Raw genomic sequence first — 17,685 nt, 5'->3', positions numbered from 1 at the left:
TGATTTTATGTCTGCGTCAGTCCGTGCATGATGTCTTCAACGCTTAAAATCGAGTGAATATGCCCAACGCCCTGTCCTGCCCACAGAGCCATTTGATCAGGGTTAACGCCGGCAGCAGCTGCTTTTCGCATCGGTGTTGTGCATATATGCTGAACTGGATAAGGAAGGACTCTATCTTCATGCAGGCTTTCATCCTCCATCCACTGATTCACAATACCTCTCGCTCTTTTCCCAGAAAAAAGCCTTGTCACCCTTGTTTCACTGCCTTCTGCCTGTAAGATGGCCTTCTTGTATACCTCTGCCGCAGCACTTTCCTGGCTGGCTAAAAACCGCGTGCCGATTTGAACCGCATCCGCTCCAAGCGCTAGCGCTGCTTTCATACCAGCTCGGTCCGTAATGCCCCCGGCGGCGATCAATGGCACCTGACAGAGCGGTTTGACGTCAGGGATCAGACTGATCAGCCCCACCAGGGCGTCTCCTTTTGCACGTAAAAATGTGCCGCGGTGTCCCCCTGCTTCACTTCCTTGCAGAACAATTGCATCCATTCCTTTTTCCTCTAAAAGCAGTGCTTCCTCTTTTGTTGTCGCCGTTCCGATTAAAAAGATTCCTTTCTGCTTTAAGCGATGAATCGTTTGTTCATTTGGACAGGCGAATGTAAAGGAAACGATAGGAACGCCTTCTTCCAGAAGAATGTTGATTTTCTGTTCAAAATCATCCCACAATTCTTCTTCGCTTGGCATCCTATCAGCTGCGGGCCATACAGGCAGTCGCTTCTCCCAAAACGCCACATCCTCTTTTTTCACTTCTGGAATTGGCTCTGGTACAAACACATTGACCTGAAACAGGCGAGATGTCAGCTGTTTGACCTGTCTAATCTGCTGTCTCAAATCGTCAGGCTTCACATATCCACTTGCCAGGCTGCCAAGCCCCCCGTATTCTGAAACAGCGGCTGCCAGCTGCGGTGTCACAGCCCCTCCTGCCATTGGCGCTTGGATGATTCCATGTTCGATTTTCAGTAACTTTTTGATATCCCCCATTTATTTCCTCCATCTCTTACTCGTTTGATGACACTTGTACATAAAAATGACGATATCTTGGCCCGTCAAACTCACAGAAATAGATTCCCTGCCACGTGCCAAGCACAAGATCCCCATCATGAATGAGAACATGCTGAGACGCTCCCATATAACTCGCTTTCATATGTGCTGCCGTATTTCCTTCCATATGGCGGTCCTTTGGGTGTTCCCACGGAAAGACTTCATCAAGCCGGCGAAGCATATCCCGTTTCACATCTGGGTCTGCATTTTCATTAATGGTCATCCCTGCTGTCGTATGTGGACAATAGATGATGACAGTTCCGTTTTGTATGCCTGTTTCCCTGACATAATGGCGAACCTCGTGTGTGACATCGATCATGTCATCGCGTCTGTCTGTTTGTATATTGATTTTTTTCATTTGAGCTGCTCCTTTTTAACGTTTCTATCAAACCATACCCTTTTTATGTGAAACAAATCCTCTTACCTAAAGTTTACCAAGCAAAAAAACCTCGTCAAGCAATGCGAGGTTTTTAAGAAAAGTGAACCTTTTTGACTTCAATAGTTCGAATATGGTGGTCTTCAGCATCCATGATGGTAAATTCACAGCCTTCTGCTTCAATCGTATCTCCAATGTCAAAATCAAATTTATGTGTCATCATCCAGCCAGCAATTGTATCAACATCATCATTCTCAATGGCTAAATCCAATAAATCATTTACTTCATCAATCAATGCTTTCCCATCCATCACATAATGGAAATCACCTTTTTTAACGATGTGAGGTGTTTCATCCTGATCATATTCATCTCGAATCTCTCCGACAATTTCCTCTAGTATGTCCTCTACTGTGACAAGTCCCGCTGTTCCTCCGTATTCGTCTACGAGCACTGACATATGAATCCGTTCCTTTTGCATCAAAATGAGCAATTCTTGAACGGGCGTACTTTCAATCACTCGTATCACCGGACGCATTAAGTCTTCAATCGATACATCTTGATTTAGGAAGCTGGCCTTAAATACATCTTTGCTATTAATAACACCAATCACATGATCTTTGTCTTCTTTAATAACAGGGTAGCGTGTGTACCTTTCGTTCAGCATATAATGGGTCACGTCTTCTAGGGTCTGTTCAATCTCTATGGCTGAAATTTCGGTACGCGGAATCATGATCTCTCTCGCCACTCGGTTATCAAATTCAAAGATTTTATTCACATATTTGTACTCAGATTGGTTAATCTCACCCTTCTCATAGCTTTCAGATAAAATGAGACGCAATTCTTCCTCACTGATCGCCACTTCATGTTCTTTGACAGAATGAAAACCAAATAATTTCACAATGCCTCGTGCAGCCCCATTTAATGCTTTAATAAACGGATACATGACTTTATAGAAAAAGATGAGTGGTTTTGCTGTCACAAGGCTGACCGCCTCTGCCTTTTGAATGGCAATTGTTTTAGGCGCGAGTTCTCCCACAACGACATGTAAAAACGTGATGATCACAAATGCGATGATAAACGAAAGGATGTCAGTCAATGCGGAATGAAGCCCGATTTTTTCAAACAGCGGATGCAGAAAATGCTCTACCGTCGGCTCACCCAGCCACCCTAAGCCTAAAGCCGTGATGGTAATTCCAAGTTGACAGGCGGATAAATACTCGTCGAGATTTGATATCAGCTTTTGAACATGGATGGCTCTCTTATCACCGCTTTCGATCAGCTGGTTGATTTTAGAGCCTCTAATTTTCACAATCGCAAATTCAGTGACAACAAAAAATGCTGTCGCAGCAATGAGTAATATGACTAAAAATACGTTTAAAATATACAAAAAAACCCTTACCTAACACTGGTAAGGGCTCACCTCCTCTGGCATCAATTAATCATTACGGCCATTTAGGAAGATCATTACAAAACGGAGCAATTCAAACAGGGAAACAAGGGCCGCTGCTACGTACGTCAGAGCTGCAGCATTTAACACCTTGTTCACGCCTCTTTCTTCACTGCTTCTAATGATTCCTTCTGAAACAATGATATCTTTTGCACGAGAACTTGCATTAAACTCGACAGGCAATGTCACAAGCTGAAAGAATACAGCTGCTGAGAACAAAATGATCCCAAGCCCGATTAAGTTAAGGCTGCTGAGCAAAATTCCACCAAGGAAAAGAAGCGGAGCAACACCAGATGCAAAGTTCACGACAGGAAAGATCTTATGTCTCAAAACAAGCGCACCATAGGATTCCTGATGCTGCAAGGCATGTCCAACCTCGTGTGATGCGACTGAAATGGCCGAAATGGAATGGCCGTAGTACACAGGTTCAGATAAACGAACCACACGCTGCGTCGGGTCGTAATGATCAGTCAAAGTTCCTCTTACCGGTTCAACAGGCACGTCATATAACCCGTTGCGATCTAAAATATATCGAGCGGTTTCAGCACCTGTTTTCATACTGGATGCTTCCACCTTTGAATACTTTTCAAAATTATTCTTTACTTTAAATTGTGCCCAAAATGATAATCCCAATGCGGCAAATGTTAAAAAATAAAAAAACAGCATGCTCATCAGCTTCCTTTTATTTTATATATTTATTTACAATTTTAATGACTTTTATGTACCATGTACAGCAAAAAGCACTAGGTCTTTTTCAGGGGAATAACCGCACCAATGAAAAAGAAGAACAAACCTAAGCAAGCTGTATAAAAAGTCACTGTCCCATAAAGGTCTTGAAAAAAGTGCAGCCATGAAAAATCATTCATAAAATGATTCACAGCATTTAAATCAAACACGAGTAAGATGACAGCTGATGATAAAAAGTGCACGCCAATAAAAAGAAGTACGGTCTTTTGAACGAACGTCATTCGAATTCCCTCCTTCTTCTCCCTTATTTTAAGATATGGGTTCTATTTCAATACATGACGAAGATGAAAAAATGTTTCCTCAATCGGGCATACTGACATTAGCAGTCTCCTGAAAGGAAGAGTCCGATGAAATCAAACCGTATCTTTATCGCTTGGCTAAGGTGGCCACTTTATCTTCGAATTGCTATTATCATCTGTTTCTTGCTTCTCTTTTTTGGACAATTAATCGTTTTACTTGAACCGAAGCAGTATCATACGATCTTTGATGGGATCTGGTGGGCGCTCATTACAGTCTCTACGGTTGGCTATGGTGATTTTGTGCCGCAAACTATGCCAGGGCAGGTGGCGGGTATGGCGCTCATTTTTATCGGTGCCAGCTTTGTCACCGCTTATTTCGCCACGCTTGCCGCCGCTGTGTTCAGCAAGCAGCACCATTATGTTGAGGGCAAGGTAGCCTTTAAGGGGAAAGGACACCTGATTATCGTCGGCTGGAATGAGAAGACGAACAAACTGCTTCAGTCGTTTCAAACGATTGATCCAGCCATGCCAATTGTGCTGATTGATGATTCCTTGAAAGAAGGGCCTCTTTTGGAAAATGTTCATTTTATTAAAGGACATGGCACCGAAGATGTCACACTGCGCAAAGCCAATATTACCAGTGCAGATGCACTCATGATTACCGCGGATCAGCATGAAAATGAAGTGACAGCCGATATGCAGAGTGTTTTAACCTTACTTGCTGCAAAAGGATTAAACCCTTCGCTATATTGTTTAATTGAAATCTTAACAGATCGTTACGTGAAAAATGCCGAGCGTGCTGGTGCCAACCAAGTCATTCATACCTCTGATGCCGTCAATCATTTAATGGTTGAACATTTTCTTATAAAAGAACAGCTCACGGCGTTAACGAAAAAACGACAAATGACCTTGCATAAACACGTCACGATCATACCTGTACCGGTTTCATTAGCCGGAGAAACATTCTTAACAGCGCTCCATCATTTTTTAGAGCATCATGTGATCATCGTCGGCGTACAAAAAAAAGAAGGACCCATGATGAATCCTCCCTTTGGCTATGAGCTTCATCCAGAGGATGAACTGATCAGCCTTTAAAGCAGTGCGTCTTCTAATTCCTTGACGAGCGAAAAGCCAATCTCAGCATAAGCCTTTGATACATCCCCATCTTTCTCTTTTGGTTCTTGGAATTGGTTAAAGGATGCGCCCATATTTCCAACCATCGCATGATCATCTAACTTATCTTGATATACATGCTTTAAGAGAAATGGATGTCCCATTTTCACCACAACACCTGGCTGATCGAGCTGGCCTTTCTCGGCTGTAAAAGGAACTCTGAGAAAGGTATAGCCATCACGGTTATCAATTTTATAATCAAAATACCCGTGATCATAATCCCAGTTGCCATTAATGACATAACCGAGCGGCTTCATCGTTTCTTCTAAATGGTAAAGTGAAAAGCTTTCACCAGGCAGTCTGGATGGTACATGAATCATACGAAACCCTCCTTTTTGTATAGGGTTCGTTAAAGAGAGGAATTCATACATTTGCCTCTCGTGATTTGTACATTGTTTGTAAACGCGGCATCAAATAAGCTTTGATTGGTTGTTTGAGTCGGCTCGTTCGAACTGCCGGAACCTGCTGTTTCCTTCGTAGCACTCATAGGACAAATGCGCCCGACATTGCCAAAGTTAACGATCGCCTGGCCAGAAATATCATGAATATAAATATGATTCGTCCTCATTTTTCACCCTCCTCCATTCATTATTCTATGTACAGAACACAGGAAAGCTTGCACAGGAACCTGAAGAAAACAAAAAAGGCACACCCTTATGAAAAGGTGTGCTTTTTCGTTCTTATGATTGTTTTAAACGGCTTTCAAGCTCTGCTTTTTTCTCTTCAAAGCCTGGTTTTCCTAGTAAAGCAAACATATTCACTTTATAAGCTTCTACTCCAGGCTGATCGAATGGATTGACGCCTAGTAAATATCCAGACATCGCACATGCTTTCTCAAAGAAGTATACGAGGTATCCGAATGTATAAGCATCCATCTCAGGAATTGTCACGATGAGATTCGGTACTTTTCCATCTGTATGGGCAAGCATCGTTCCTTCAAATGCTTTTTTATTGACGAAATCAACCGTTTTTCCTGCTAGGTAGTTCAAACCATCAAGATCTTGTTCTTCTGCTTCAATCACAAGCTCATGTCGAGGCTTGTCAACATTCACGATTGTTTCAAACAAGTCTCTTCTTCCTTCTTGAACATATTGACCAAGTGAATGAAGATCTGTTGAGAAGTTAGCAGATGAAGGATAGATTCCTTTTTCATCTTTCCCTTCACTTTCACCGAATAATTGCTTCCACCATTCTGAGAAATATTGAAGGCCTGGCTCATAGTTAATCAGCATTTCAATTGTTCTGCCTTTATTGTAAAGGACATTGCGGACGACAGCATATTGGTAAGCCGCATTTTCAGAAAGCTCAGATGAAGCGAAGTCTTCGCTTGCTTTTGCCGCACCTTCCATCATCTGATCAATGTCTGCTCCGCTCACAGCGATAGGCAAAAGACCGACTGCTGTTAATACAGAATAGCGTCCACCGACATCATCAGGGATGATAAATGATTCATAGCCTTCTTCAGTTGCTAATGTTTTCAGTGCACCGCGTGCCTTGTCAGTTGTCGCATAAATACGTTTTTTCGCTTCTTCAGCACCGTATTTTTCAATGAGGAGCTTTTTAAAGATGCGGAACGCAATGGCTGGCTCTGTTGTTGTACCAGATTTTGAAATCACGTTAATGGAGAAATCTGCATCTTCCAATAGATCCATCACATCTGTTAAATAAGAAGAACTGATGTTGTTTCCAATAAAAATGATTTGCGGTGTCTTGCGCTTGCCTTTTGGCAAAGTGTTATAGAAAGAATGGTTCAAAAACTCAATCGCCGCACGTGCACCTAGATATGACCCGCCGATTCCGACAACGAGCAGGACGTCAGAGTCAGACTTAATTTTATCTGCACTTTTTTTAATGCGGGCAAATTCTTCGCGGTCATATTGCTTCGGCAAGTCCACCCAGCCTAAATAATCACTGCCTGCACCCGTTTGTTCATGAATATTATGATGGGCTACCTTCACAAAATCTTTTAAATATGTAAGCTCATGTTCTTGAAAGAAAGGTAACGCTTTCGAGTAGTCAAATTGAATATGTGTCATCGTTTGTAAGCCCTCCATTACGTTAGTTCTATCCCTTTCACTTTAGCGGAACTAGCTTTTGAAATCAAGTGATCGTCACTGGCATAGCAAAAAGCCGCTACTCTTAGATGAGAAGCGGCAATCTGGATTATAAAGAAGCTTTCAAAATCGCTAGAATGTCATCACGATTAAGTTTCATAAAGTTTCCAAAACCACCGTATTCCATTTCTTTTGCTGCAATGTCAGCAATTTTGTCCAGCTGATCTTCACCGATGTCATAGTCCGATAAACGGCTTGGTGCTCCTAGGCTTGTCCAGAACGCAGACAGTTTGTCGATTCCTTCTAATGCGATGTCACGATCTGACTTTCCTTCTGTTTCAATGTCAAACATGTTCAGCATAAGGTTTTTAAAACGTTCTACATTATGATCAAGGGTGTGGCGCATCCAGTTTGGGAAGAGGATGGCAAGTCCACCTGCATGCGGAATGTCATAGACAGCCGATACAGCATGCTCAATCGTATGGGACGCCCAGTCGCCGAAATAGCCCATTTGCAGCGTGCCATTTAAAGCAATCGTTCCTGCATAAAGAATGGTTTCACGATGCTCATAGTTTTGTAAGTCTTCCAGCAGTTTTGGTGCTGTCTCGATGACTGTTTGAAGAACAGCAAAGCACATCCGGTCCTGTAAAGGCGTGTTTTTTACATTGTGGAAGTATTGCTCAAAGACGTGGCTCATCATATCGACCATACCATACACCGTCTGGTTTTCTGGCACAGAATACGTATGCTCGGGGTCTAGAATTGAAAAAGCAGGGTGAGTGACAGAGCTACCCCACACATATTTTTCATTCGTTTCCCAGTTTGTGATGACAGAGTCTGGATTCATTTCTGAACCAGTTGCTGCAAGTGTCAGTACTGTGCCAAACGGCAATGCTTTTTGAGCGGTTGTTTTCTTTGAAATAATATCCCACACATCACCGTCATACTCTGCTCCCGCTGCAATCGCTTTTGTACAGTCGATCACACTTCCGCCGCCGACGGCTAATAAGAAATCAATGTTCTCATTTTGGCAGATATCGATTCCCTTTTTCACTGTTGTAAGGCGCGGGTTTGGTTCAACGCCAGACAGCTCAAACACTTCTGCATCTGCTTCATTTAACGCACTGATGACATTGTCATAAAGACCATTTTTCTTAATGCTGCCGCCGCCATATACAAGTAACACTCGTTTTCCATAACGAGCGAGTTCGCTTTTGAGTCCGTCTAGTTGTCCTTTACCAAACATCAATTTCGTTGGATTATAGTAAATAAAGTTTTCCATCTGTTCTACATCTCCTTAAAACATTTATATCCAAAAACATGAAAGACTACTGTAACATATGTGCGCGCAGAACTCAAAAAAAGATAACTGCTTAAAAGCAGCTATCCTTTCCATGTTCGATTATAAAGAAGCGTTTAAAATAGCTAGAACATCTTCTTTGTTCAGCTTTTTAAATTGACCAAATTCACCACGTGCCATTGCACGGTCTGCAATTAAATCAATTTTCTCATCGTTGATGTCATAATCCGCTAAACGGCTTGGTGCACCAAGACTTGTCCAGAAAGCTGACAGCTTGTCGATTCCTTCTAAGCCGACTTCTTCGTCTGTTTTGCCCGCAGGGTCTATATCGAATACACGCACCGCTAATTGTTTAAAACGGCCTGGGTTTTCTTGAATCACATGTTTCATCCAGTTCGGGAACAAGATCGCAAGTCCTCCTGCATGAGGGATATCATAAACAGCAGATACTGCATGCTCAATGTTATGAGAAGCCCAGTCACCACGTGCCCCCATTGAAAGCATTCCATTAAGTGCAATGGTGCCAGTGAATAAAATCGTTTCACGCAGCTCATAGTTCTCTAGATCGTTGATCAACTTCGGTGCCGTTTCAATGACAGTGCGAAGAAGTCCTTCACACATACGATCTTGGTAAGGTGTATTTTCTGTGTGATGGAAATATTGTTCGAACACATGTGACATCATGTCAACCATGCCATAAATCGTATGGTTTTTAGGTACAGTGAATGTGTTGACTGGATCAAGAATAGAGAATTTCGGGAAAACTGCTGGACTTCCCCAGCCATACTTCTCATTTGTTTCCCAGTTTGTGATGACTGATCCAGAGTTCATTTCAGAGCCTGTTGCGGCAAGTGTCAACACAGTACCGAATGGAATAGCTTCCATAGGGACGTGCTTACGTGTCACGATATCCCAAGCATCTCCATCGTACTTCGCACCAGCTGCGATTGCTTTTGTCGCATCAATGACACTGCCGCCGCCAACTGCCAAAATAAAATCAATGTCGTTCTCTTTGCAAAGCTCGACCCCTTTTCTTACTGTTGTTAAGCGCGGGTTAGGCTCCACACCAGCAAGTTCAGTGATTGCTGCTCCTGATTCTTTTAGGATGCTGACAACTTGGTCATAAAGGCCGTTTCGTTTAATACTGCCTCCACCATATACAAGTAATACGTTTTTTCCGTAGTGTTTGAGTTCATCTGAAAGGGCTGAAACTTCTCCCTTTCCAAAAATTAATTTCGTTGGGTTCCAATAAGTAAATCGATCCATGTGATCTCCTCCTCGCGCTACATTATGCGCCTCATTCATTCCAAAAGTAAAGTAATTTGCTTTCATCCATTTTCTTACGCATAGTTTGGCTAAAAATCTGCAAAATATAAATGTATTGATGCTGTAGCGAAAGGAGGAATCACGATGAGTGCTATTCAACGTATTGCCCTCGTGCTCACGATTATCGGTGCTATTAACTGGGGACTAATCGGCTTTTTTCAATTTGACTTAGTAGCAGCGATCTTTGGCGGACAAGGTTCTGCATTATCACGTATTATTTATGGTCTTGTTGGAATTGCAGGTCTTGTCAACCTTGGTCTGTTGTTCAAACCAAGCGAAGAAGCTGTTCGCCGTGACGAGCCGAATCCAGAAGTTCGTTAAATAAAAAGACATAAAAAAGGCTGCCTACATGAGGCAGCCTAAGGCACCGTTTGAAGCGGTGCTTTTTTATTATTTCTTGATAAGGTCTTTACGGTTTGATTGCTCAATCCACTCTTCAAGTTTATCTTTAAGCGTATTGAAACCTTGTGGTGCAGCAGCTTCTTCTTTCACTTGCTGTGGTCTTTGTTTCTTTGGTTTGCTTTCTTTTCTTTCAGGTGCATCTTGTGTCGCACGGATAGAAAGGCTGATTTTACCTGCATTTTCATCAACAGAAAGAACTTTTACTTGTACTTCGTCACCAATTGAAAGGTGCTCGTTGATGTCTTTTACAAAGCCATGTGTTACTTCAGAAATATGCACAAGTCCTTGAGTTTCTTCATCTAATGCAACAAACGCACCATACGCTTGTAATCCTGTTACTTTACCAGTGTAAACACTGCCTACTTCAAACTTTGTCGCCATGATAACAACTCCTAAATAAATGTTTTAATATTCGTTTATACGCAATTAAAAACTATATCACAGAACGGGCAGTTACGCAAAATATTTTTTAAATGGGTTTAGATGAGATTAAAAGGGGGAATACCTGAAAACAAGAATGCTTTCTAGTATTCCCCCCTAATTTGTGAGGCATGAGTCCATTTGGATTGATGCCTTTTTTTATTTTAAGATGGCTGATGCTTCTTCCTTCACTTGTCGAGCCTGTAAAAAGCGCTGAATTCTTGAAAGTGATTCCTGAAGATGATCAAGTGACGAAGCATATGAACAGCGAATATGACCTTCACCGCTCGGTCCGAATACATTCCCAGGAACAACGGCTACTTTTTCACTTAAGAGCAGCTCCTCAGCAAATTGTTCTGACGTCATGCCCGTGCTTTTAATTGATGGGAATGCGTAAAACGCTCCATTTGGCTGGTGGCATGTGAGTCCTAGTTCATTAAGGGAGCCGACAAACAAATTACGGCGCCTTCTGTAGCTTTTCTTCATTTTCTCGACATCTTCAAGTCCATTTTTTAATGCTTCTTCTGCCGCATATTGTGCCATCGCCGGCGCGCACATCATAGAATATTGATGTATTTTCAGCATGGCATCGCGCAGTACAGGTGGTGCTGCCACATATCCTAAGCGCCAGCCCGTCATGGCAAACCCTTTAGAAAAGCCTGAAATCAAGATCGTTCTTTCCTTCATATCTTGAATGGCCGCGACGCTTGTAAAAGCTTCATCGTACGTCAGCTCTGCATAAATCTCATCCGTAATAATGAGCAGGTCATGCTCTTTCGCAAATTGAGCAATATCTTCAAGCTCTTCCTTTGAATAAACAGACCCAGTTGGATTTGATGGTGAGCAAAGCAAAATCGCTTTTGTTTTCGGCGTCAGCTTCGTGCGAAGATCCGCAGAATCTGCTTTGAAATCTTTTTCAGCGGATGTACTTAAATAAACAGGCACTCCGCCTGCAAGTGTCGTAAGTGCCCCGTATGCTACGAAACAAGGCTCTGGAATGATCACTTCATCCCCGCTGTTTAAAATCGCACGAAAGGCCAAATCAAGTGCCTGGCTTCCGCCAACTGTGATAATGAGTTCCTCTTCTGGACTGTAGTCAATGTGAAACCGCTTATATAAGTAGTGGCTCAGTTCTTTTCGCAAAGAGATTAAACCGGCATTCGCCGTATAAGAGGTCAGTCCTTGTTCTAATGACATAATACTTGCTTCTCTGACATTCCAAGCTGTCACGAAATCCGGCTCGCCGACACCAAGGGAAATAACCCCTTCCATTGTGGCTGCCAAATCAAAAAATTTCCGAATACCTGACGGCTGAATGCTTTGTACCGTTTCAGATAAATAAGACTTTTTCATTTAAGGAGACACCACGATTCTTTTGTCATCGTCTCCTGTTTCAAACACTTTCCCATCATGTTTATATCTTTTCAAAATAAAGTGGGTAGTTGTTGAAACAACGGAATCTAGTGTCGATAATTTTTCAGATACGAAGCGGGCAATATCAGACATAGATCTTCCGCGAATCACAACGGATAAATCGTAAACACCTGACATGAGATAGACAGACTCCACTTCCTGAAACCGATAAATCCGTTCAGCAATTTCATCAAATCCTACGCCTCTTTTTGGTGTCACTTTTACATCAATCATTGCTGTTACGCCTTCATGACCATCCACTTTTCGCCAGTCAATCATGGTTGAATAATCAATAATGACTTTTTGATCTTCAAGTTTTTGAATGATGGCTTCGGCTTCTTCTGTTGTCACGCCTGCCATTTTTGCAATTGTATTTAAATCGGCGCGGCTGTTTTCATCTAAAATCTCTAATATTTCAGTTTCTTTTTCTGTTAGTTTCATTTGATTTCACACCTCAGATTATAAAAGCTAGTTTTAAAAAATCTTCTGAACATTATAGCACGTTTTTCCCATTATGCTAAGCAGGGAAAAGATTCTAATAATAGCTTAAAATCCACTTTTTAGGGTACAATACAGTCACCTAACAGAGAGAGTATCAAGTATCGGAGTGAAGAATGTGGACATTGTTCAGCCAGCGTATATGAAAAGTACATTCGGTTTAGATATCTATTACGAGCACTATCCAAACGAGGGCAAGAAGACATTGATCTTAATTCACGGTCTCTTCTCTTCTACCTTCAGCTATCGAAAGCTCATCCCGCTTCTGAAACAGGACTTCAATTTAATTGCAATCGATCTGCCGCCATTTGGACAGTCCGAGAAGTCGAATACGTTTATTTACAGCTATCGCAACATGGGAAAAATTATTATTGAACTTGCTGGTCATTTACAGGTTCAGCATGCGATCTTAGTGGGTCATTCAATGGGCGGACAGATCGCCTTATATGCTGCTTCTGAACGGCCGGACTTATTTGAAAAGGCGGTTCTTTTGTGCAGCTCTGGATATTTGAATAAGTCAAAAAGATCACTTGTTTACAGCACATATATTCCTTATTTTTATCTGTATCTAAAAAGAAAGCTTTTAAAGCAGGGCATTATGAAGAATTTAACGGCAGTTGTGCATGATCATTCCATCATTGATCAAGAGATGGTCGATGGATATTTAAAGCCGTTTTCAGATGATCAAATCTTTCGGGGGATATTTCGTTTGATTCGGCACCGGGAAGGAGATTTAACCTCGGACGTTTTAAAGAAAATGGAAACGCCCGTGCTGCTCATTTGGGGCGAGGAAGATCGAATCGTTCCCATTCAAATAGGCGAAAGACTGCACAAAGATCTGCCTAATTCGACCTTACATGCATTAAAAAAAACCGGGCACCTCATTCCTGAGGAAAATCCGGTCTTTGTGTCTGATCAAATCGGACATTTCAGCCTGTCTTAGCGTGAACAGGAGCTGCTGTCTCGTATGACAAAAAGCTGATTCGCTGTATGCTGACAGCTCTCTATCGGAAGAAGCTGTTCAAATGAGTGATGGTAGATGGCTTGAATCTCTTTTGCTAAAGATAACGGGTCTTCTGCGTCGTATAATGCACTGATGACGTCAGCAGGCTCCGTTTCATAAAAATCCTCTCCATAATGAAAAGGGTCCCATGCCTTAATAAATTGAATCATCTCTTCTACAGCTTGACTATCTTTCATCGGTATCACCGCTTATAATAAATTTTGTGATGTTTATTTTAGCACAACCAAGAATGGTTGAAAAACAGCTAGAGGTGGTTTCATGAATTTCGACGAACAGATCATACGTAAAGGTTCAAAATCAGTGAAATGGGATCAGGCAGAGTCTTTGTTCCTGACAACAGATGCCCTCCCGATGTGGGTGGCCGATATGGATTTTAAAGCACCTCAGGTCGTCCTTGATGCATTGAAAGAGCGATTAGATCATGGCGTTTTTGGCTACGCATTTCAAGATCAGGATACGCAGCAGGCAGTCGCTGGCTGGCTCAAAAGAAGACATGGATGGACAATTCAGACAGATGCCGTCACCTTCACACCAGGAATCGTAACGGCACTTAGTTTTGCTGTTCAAGCCTTTACAGCACCGCACGACGAAGTAGTTATACAGTCACCAGTGTATACACCTTTTTATCAAATGATTGAGCGAAATGGACGTACAGTCTCAGCCAATCCCTTAAAAATAGAAAACAACCGCTATATGATGGATTTTGATGATTTAGAGAAAAAACTGAGCAGACCACAAGCAAAGCTCATGTTCCTATGCCATCCGCATAATCCGTCCGGAAGAGCATGGTCAAAAGAGGAATTAAAGCGAGTCGGAGACCTATGTGTGAAGCATGGAGTCACAGTCGTTTCAGATGAGATTCACTCGGATTTGATGCTTTACGGGGAGCAGCATGTGCCCTTCGCCAGCCTTTCTGACGACATTGCACATATCACGGTAACGTGTATTGCGCCGAGTAAAACCTTTAATCTAGCGGGGCTTCAAGCATCTGCCATTATCATTTCAGATGAAGAAAAAAGAACCCTTTTCACGAATGAACTGCAAAGAAACGGACTGTCCAAACTGAATGCATTTGCGATTCCTGCGATGGAAGCAGCATACCACCACGGGGATGAGTGGCTTGATGCCCTTGTTCTTTATCTCGAAGGCAACATGAAGATGGCGATGGACTATATTGACGAATATCTTCCAAATATGCGTTATATGAAACCAGATGCTTCTTATTTATTGTGGCTGGACATTCGGGATTATCAATTCAGTCAAGCGGAATTGAAACGGAATCTGCTGAAAAAAGGGAAAGTGATCCTAGAGCTTGGCCACGTGTACGGACACGAAGGAGACGGCTTTATTCGGATAAATCTCGGCTGTCCTGCTTCAACAGTCAAAGAAGGACTAAAACGTCTTCACCAAGCATTCACGCTTTCAGCTGAATAAGACCTATACGATAGAAAGAACATCCTAACGGGTGTTCTTTTTAAAGAAAAAAACCCTCCTTTTATCATATCTACTTTGTACATGAAATGATATAATGAGAGGAATTACAATTATTTACGAGGAGAGCATTTAAATGGAAATGTTCAAGGATTTTCTGCTCCATGTATCTTTTATTCTATTTCCAATCTTTTTATATCATGCGCTATGGCTAAGCCGGACCCCTGCTCATTTCCCAAAAACGAATAAACTGCTCATCACAGTATTCGCATCCATCTCTTCAGCACTATGTATTATGTATCCAGTTGGTTCGATTTTAGATTTGCAGACTGGGCTTCAATCCATTCCCCTTGTACTTGCTATTTTATACGGAGGATACATGGCGGGGATCGTTGCCATCTTGATAAGCATCATTGTCAAATTCGTGATGTACGGCTCTTTCTTATGGATTGGACTCATCGTTGTCCCAATTTACTTTTTCATCCCATTCCTGTTCTACCGAAAATGGCATCAATATTCGAAGCTGAATAAGCTTTTTTACGGAGTGCTTATCGGTTTATCCAAAGGATTCTTTATTTACATTGGTCTGCTTGCGGTCAGCTTAATGGCATACAGTCCAGCTTTTATTATGCAGCAAAAGCTCCTGGAGTTATTTTTCTCAACTCTATACTACATATTCTTTCTTGTGCTCAGTATCTATTCCATTGAATTCGTGAAAGAAAATGCGGAAATGAGAACACAGCTTGTCCAGTCAGAAAAGCTGACCATTGTAAGTGAACTTGCTGCAAGTGTCGCCCATGAAGTACGCAATCCGCTGACAGTTGTGAGAGGCTTTATTCAATTGCTCTTTTCGAGTGATCATACGAAAGAGCCACCTGCCAATAAAGATTATAAAAATCTCGTTCTGTCCGAATTAGACCGAGCGCAGGACATTATCACGAGTTATCTTGACATTGCAAAACAAAACTATTATCAAATTGAATCTCTTAATCTCTCTAAATTACTTGAGGAATGTGCATCACTGATGACATCCTATGCGAATTTTAAATCGGTCACGATTCATCAATCCATTGAACCTGACTTATACATTCAAGGTGACGTAACGAAGATCAAGCAAGTCATGATTAATTTAATCAAAAATGCAATTGAAGCAGCTCCTGAACATGAAGGGAAAATTGAACTTTTTGCTTCAAAAGAAAATCATAAGATCTGCATTTATTTCGTTGATAACGGTGTAGGTATGACAGAAAGCCAAATGAAAAAGCTTGGCGAACCCTATTATACCTTGAAAAATAAAGGGACTGGGCTTGGGCTGACAGTGACTTTTTCTATTATTGAAAATCACCATGGAACCATTCGTTTCAAAAGCTCGCTGCAGTCTGGAACAACCGTTACCGTGAAATTTCCTGAAGATACAAGAAGAAAATGATTAATCCATTTTTTTTGTTCTTTTTTCATCTATGCGCTCCTGCTTCTTAGACGCACGAACGATGAGACGAAAACAAATAAACGCAGCAATAAAGAAAATCACCGTGGTGATAGCCGCTGGGATGTACTCCCTTTTATCTTCAGGAAAATATAGTAGAAAAAGTACGATGAATGACATCTCGCCATTCCCCCTTTTGCTCGTTTACTTCACTATATTGGCTAAAAGAAATGAAATACCTTCCTATGAGAAGGAAATGGAGGAATTTCACATGACAGACATTCAAATTGGACAAGTTGTGAAAGGTTTTTATAAAACAGGTGTATATGTTGGGGAAGTGACAGCAGTGAAACCGTCGACCTATCTCGTTCAAGTAAAAGCAGTTCTGACACATCCCACACAAGGCGACCTGCATCATCCGAAAGAAGCAGACGTGCCTTTTTTCCAGGAGAGGCGGGCTTTGGCCTATAGAGAACAGACAAATATCCCTCATCATATGGTGAAGCCTTATGATGGTGATATACCTGATTATGAAGTATCACTGAAAGAAGCTGTAGATAAATTGAAACAAGCACTCCGTGCGGATGATTCCAAATGGGCTGAAAAATCAAGAGCGTGCTTATCTTCTCTTGAGAAAGATTATTTTCCAGAAGACGTCCGCTAATCAGCCGAATCAAAAAAATGCGAGAAATCGATAAGCTCACCGATTTTGGTTGTTTGCGGATTTTCCACATAGGCTCTGTCTTTTTCAAAGAGGGTGAACAGCTGATAAGTCGTCATGGCATCATCGAGTGCTTTATGATGCTTACCAGCTCCTTCACTGCCGTATTCCTTTGCCGCTTTTCGAAGCCCTGTCAATGTGCGGTCACCAAAAAAGGTTTTATATTCAAAGGCAAGATCCCTCAGCTTCCCCTTAAAAGGAAAGGTAATGTGATTGAGCATACAATTTTGCTTCAGTACCTTCATGTCCATGTTGCCCCACGTAATAATCTCACAATTCTCTCCCCCATCTAGTGTCACAAGCTTCTCGATAAACGTCTCAAATGAAATCCCGCTCTCTACATCCTCCTGTGTAATTCCGAGGAAAGATTTACAGCGCTTCGTCAGCTTCGGGAACTTTTTCGGTTTGACGTAGCTAGAGAATGTGTCTATGATCGTTTCATCTGCTGCTTTCACTACCCCAGCTTCAATAATTTCAGGAAAAAAGTTTTGTGGATGATATTTTCCATCAGGCATCGTAAATTCAAAATCGACCACAAGCACCGTCTTCTGTTCCACCAGTTTCACCTCACTTTTTCGTCAGTTTTTCATT

22 protein-coding genes are annotated in these 17,685 nt (G+C 41.8%); 6 read left to right on the top strand and 16 right to left on the bottom strand.

Annotated features, from left to right (window positions below):
- Positions 1-5: 5 nt before the first annotated feature.
- The 5 genes from ACLGGR_RS09530 to ACLGGR_RS09510 all read right to left on the bottom strand — a co-directional run bounded on the left by ACLGGR_RS09530 (position 6) and on the right by ACLGGR_RS09510 (position 3,888).
- The gene (locus ACLGGR_RS09530) at positions 6-1,037 is read right to left on the bottom strand and encodes an NAD(P)H-dependent flavin oxidoreductase (RefSeq protein WP_410972952.1); all 1,032 of its coding nucleotides are present in this window, start codon (positions 1,035-1,037) and stop codon (positions 6-8) included.
- A gap of 16 nt (positions 1,038-1,053) precedes the next feature.
- Positions 1,054-1,455 (bottom strand): secondary thiamine-phosphate synthase enzyme YjbQ, encoded by a 402-nt coding sequence (locus ACLGGR_RS09525; RefSeq protein WP_142945068.1) that lies wholly within the window; start codon positions 1,453-1,455, stop codon positions 1,054-1,056.
- Between the two features lie 112 nt (positions 1,456-1,567).
- Complete coding sequence (locus ACLGGR_RS09520) at positions 1,568-2,860, bottom strand: hemolysin family protein (RefSeq protein ID WP_323650611.1); 1,293 nt, start codon at positions 2,858-2,860, stop codon at positions 1,568-1,570.
- Positions 2,861-2,908: 48 nt separating this feature from the next.
- The gene (locus ACLGGR_RS09515; RefSeq protein WP_024423288.1) at positions 2,909-3,583 is read right to left on the bottom strand and encodes a zinc metallopeptidase; all 675 of its coding nucleotides are present in this window, start codon (positions 3,581-3,583) and stop codon (positions 2,909-2,911) included.
- Positions 3,584-3,663: 80 nt separating this feature from the next.
- Positions 3,664-3,888 carry a YuzI family membrane protein gene (locus tag ACLGGR_RS09510; protein WP_410972951.1) on the bottom strand — a complete coding sequence of 75 codons (225 nt, stop codon included), beginning with the start codon at positions 3,886-3,888 and terminating at the stop codon, positions 3,664-3,666.
- Positions 3,889-4,014: 126 nt separating this feature from the next.
- Between ACLGGR_RS09510 and ACLGGR_RS09505 the strand changes: the two genes are divergently transcribed.
- Positions 4,015-5,001 (top strand): potassium channel family protein, encoded by a 987-nt coding sequence (locus tag ACLGGR_RS09505; RefSeq protein ID WP_142945069.1) that lies wholly within the window; start codon positions 4,015-4,017, stop codon positions 4,999-5,001.
- On the opposite strand, the gene ACLGGR_RS09500 is transcribed toward ACLGGR_RS09505, so the two are convergent.
- The 5 genes from ACLGGR_RS09500 to ACLGGR_RS09480 form a co-directional block, all read right to left on the bottom strand.
- Positions 4,998-5,399 (bottom strand): YugN-like family protein, encoded by a 402-nt coding sequence (locus tag ACLGGR_RS09500; protein ID WP_142945070.1) that lies wholly within the window; start codon positions 5,397-5,399, stop codon positions 4,998-5,000. The genes ACLGGR_RS09505 and ACLGGR_RS09500 overlap by 4 nt on opposite strands.
- 29 nt (positions 5,400-5,428) lie before the next feature.
- A complete protein-coding gene (locus tag ACLGGR_RS09495; protein ID WP_142945071.1) occupies positions 5,429-5,647 on the bottom strand; it encodes a spore germination protein in 219 nt (72 codons plus the stop codon).
- A 112-nt stretch (positions 5,648-5,759) separates the two neighbouring features.
- The gene (locus ACLGGR_RS09490; protein ID WP_117731500.1) at positions 5,760-7,115 is read right to left on the bottom strand and encodes a glucose-6-phosphate isomerase; all 1,356 of its coding nucleotides are present in this window, start codon (positions 7,113-7,115) and stop codon (positions 5,760-5,762) included.
- Between the two features lie 127 nt (positions 7,116-7,242).
- Positions 7,243-8,415 carry an iron-containing alcohol dehydrogenase gene (locus ACLGGR_RS09485; protein WP_410972950.1) on the bottom strand — a complete coding sequence of 391 codons (1,173 nt, stop codon included), beginning with the start codon at positions 8,413-8,415 and terminating at the stop codon, positions 7,243-7,245.
- Between the two features lie 120 nt (positions 8,416-8,535).
- Complete coding sequence (locus tag ACLGGR_RS09480) at positions 8,536-9,699, bottom strand: iron-containing alcohol dehydrogenase (RefSeq protein WP_410972949.1); 1,164 nt, start codon at positions 9,697-9,699, stop codon at positions 8,536-8,538.
- 144 nt (positions 9,700-9,843) lie between these two features.
- Here ACLGGR_RS09480 and ACLGGR_RS09475 point away from each other — a divergent pair, with 144 nt between their 5' ends.
- On the top strand, positions 9,844-10,080 hold the full coding sequence (locus tag ACLGGR_RS09475) for a DUF378 domain-containing protein (RefSeq protein ID WP_003212952.1): 237 nt from the start codon (positions 9,844-9,846) through the stop codon (positions 10,078-10,080).
- A 69-nt stretch (positions 10,081-10,149) separates the two neighbouring features.
- Here ACLGGR_RS09475 and yugI read toward each other — a convergent pair whose 3' ends face one another.
- The 3 genes from yugI to ACLGGR_RS09460 all read right to left on the bottom strand — a co-directional run bounded on the left by yugI (position 10,150) and on the right by ACLGGR_RS09460 (position 12,435).
- A complete protein-coding gene (gene yugI / locus ACLGGR_RS09470) occupies positions 10,150-10,542 on the bottom strand; it encodes a S1 domain-containing post-transcriptional regulator GSP13 (protein WP_007500519.1) in 393 nt (130 codons plus the stop codon).
- Between the two features lie 198 nt (positions 10,543-10,740).
- Entirely contained in the window at positions 10,741-11,934 is a 1,194-nt protein-coding gene (locus tag ACLGGR_RS09465) for an aminotransferase (RefSeq protein WP_039181074.1), read from the bottom strand.
- The gene (locus ACLGGR_RS09460; protein ID WP_003213765.1) at positions 11,935-12,435 is read right to left on the bottom strand and encodes an Lrp/AsnC family transcriptional regulator; all 501 of its coding nucleotides are present in this window, start codon (positions 12,433-12,435) and stop codon (positions 11,935-11,937) included.
- 175 nt (positions 12,436-12,610) lie between these two features.
- Here ACLGGR_RS09460 and ACLGGR_RS09455 point away from each other — a divergent pair, with 175 nt between their 5' ends.
- Positions 12,611-13,435 carry an alpha/beta fold hydrolase gene (locus ACLGGR_RS09455; protein WP_410972948.1) on the top strand — a complete coding sequence of 275 codons (825 nt, stop codon included), beginning with the start codon at positions 12,611-12,613 and terminating at the stop codon, positions 13,433-13,435.
- Here ACLGGR_RS09455 and ACLGGR_RS09450 read toward each other — a convergent pair.
- Entirely contained in the window at positions 13,432-13,692 is a 261-nt protein-coding gene (locus ACLGGR_RS09450; RefSeq protein WP_041107617.1) for a YugE family protein, read from the bottom strand. The genes ACLGGR_RS09455 and ACLGGR_RS09450 overlap by 4 nt on opposite strands.
- Before the next feature lie 82 nt (positions 13,693-13,774).
- On the opposite strand from ACLGGR_RS09450, the gene ACLGGR_RS09445 reads away from it, so the two are divergent.
- The gene (locus ACLGGR_RS09445; protein WP_410972947.1) at positions 13,775-14,950 is read left to right on the top strand and encodes a MalY/PatB family protein; all 1,176 of its coding nucleotides are present in this window, start codon (positions 13,775-13,777) and stop codon (positions 14,948-14,950) included.
- A 133-nt stretch (positions 14,951-15,083) separates the two neighbouring features.
- Positions 15,084-16,376 (top strand): ATP-binding protein, encoded by a 1,293-nt coding sequence (locus ACLGGR_RS09440; RefSeq protein WP_410972946.1) that lies wholly within the window; start codon positions 15,084-15,086, stop codon positions 16,374-16,376.
- Here ACLGGR_RS09440 and ACLGGR_RS09435 read toward each other — a convergent pair whose 3' ends face one another.
- Positions 16,377-16,553: a hypothetical protein gene (locus tag ACLGGR_RS09435; protein WP_162860193.1), complete on the bottom strand. Its 177-nt coding sequence runs from the start codon at positions 16,551-16,553 to the stop codon at positions 16,377-16,379.
- Positions 16,554-16,644: 91 nt separating this feature from the next.
- Between ACLGGR_RS09435 and kapB the strand changes: the two genes are divergently transcribed.
- Positions 16,645-17,037: a kinase-associated lipoprotein KapB gene (gene kapB, locus ACLGGR_RS09430; protein ID WP_095409449.1), complete on the top strand. Its 393-nt coding sequence runs from the start codon at positions 16,645-16,647 to the stop codon at positions 17,035-17,037.
- On the opposite strand, the gene kapD is transcribed toward kapB, so the two are convergent.
- The gene (gene kapD / locus ACLGGR_RS09425) at positions 17,034-17,651 is read right to left on the bottom strand and encodes a 3'-5' exonuclease KapD (protein WP_142945079.1); all 618 of its coding nucleotides are present in this window, start codon (positions 17,649-17,651) and stop codon (positions 17,034-17,036) included. The genes kapB and kapD overlap by 4 nt on opposite strands.
- Positions 17,652-17,685 lie beyond the last annotated feature (34 nt).

Source organism: Bacillus sp. BD48 (genome assembly GCF_046566805.1).
GTDB classification, from domain to species: Bacteria; Bacillota; Bacilli; order Bacillales; family Bacillaceae; genus Bacillus; species Bacillus safensis.
The sequence above is the reverse complement of the archived record's forward strand: the minus strand, read 5'-3'. Positions and strand labels throughout refer to the sequence as shown.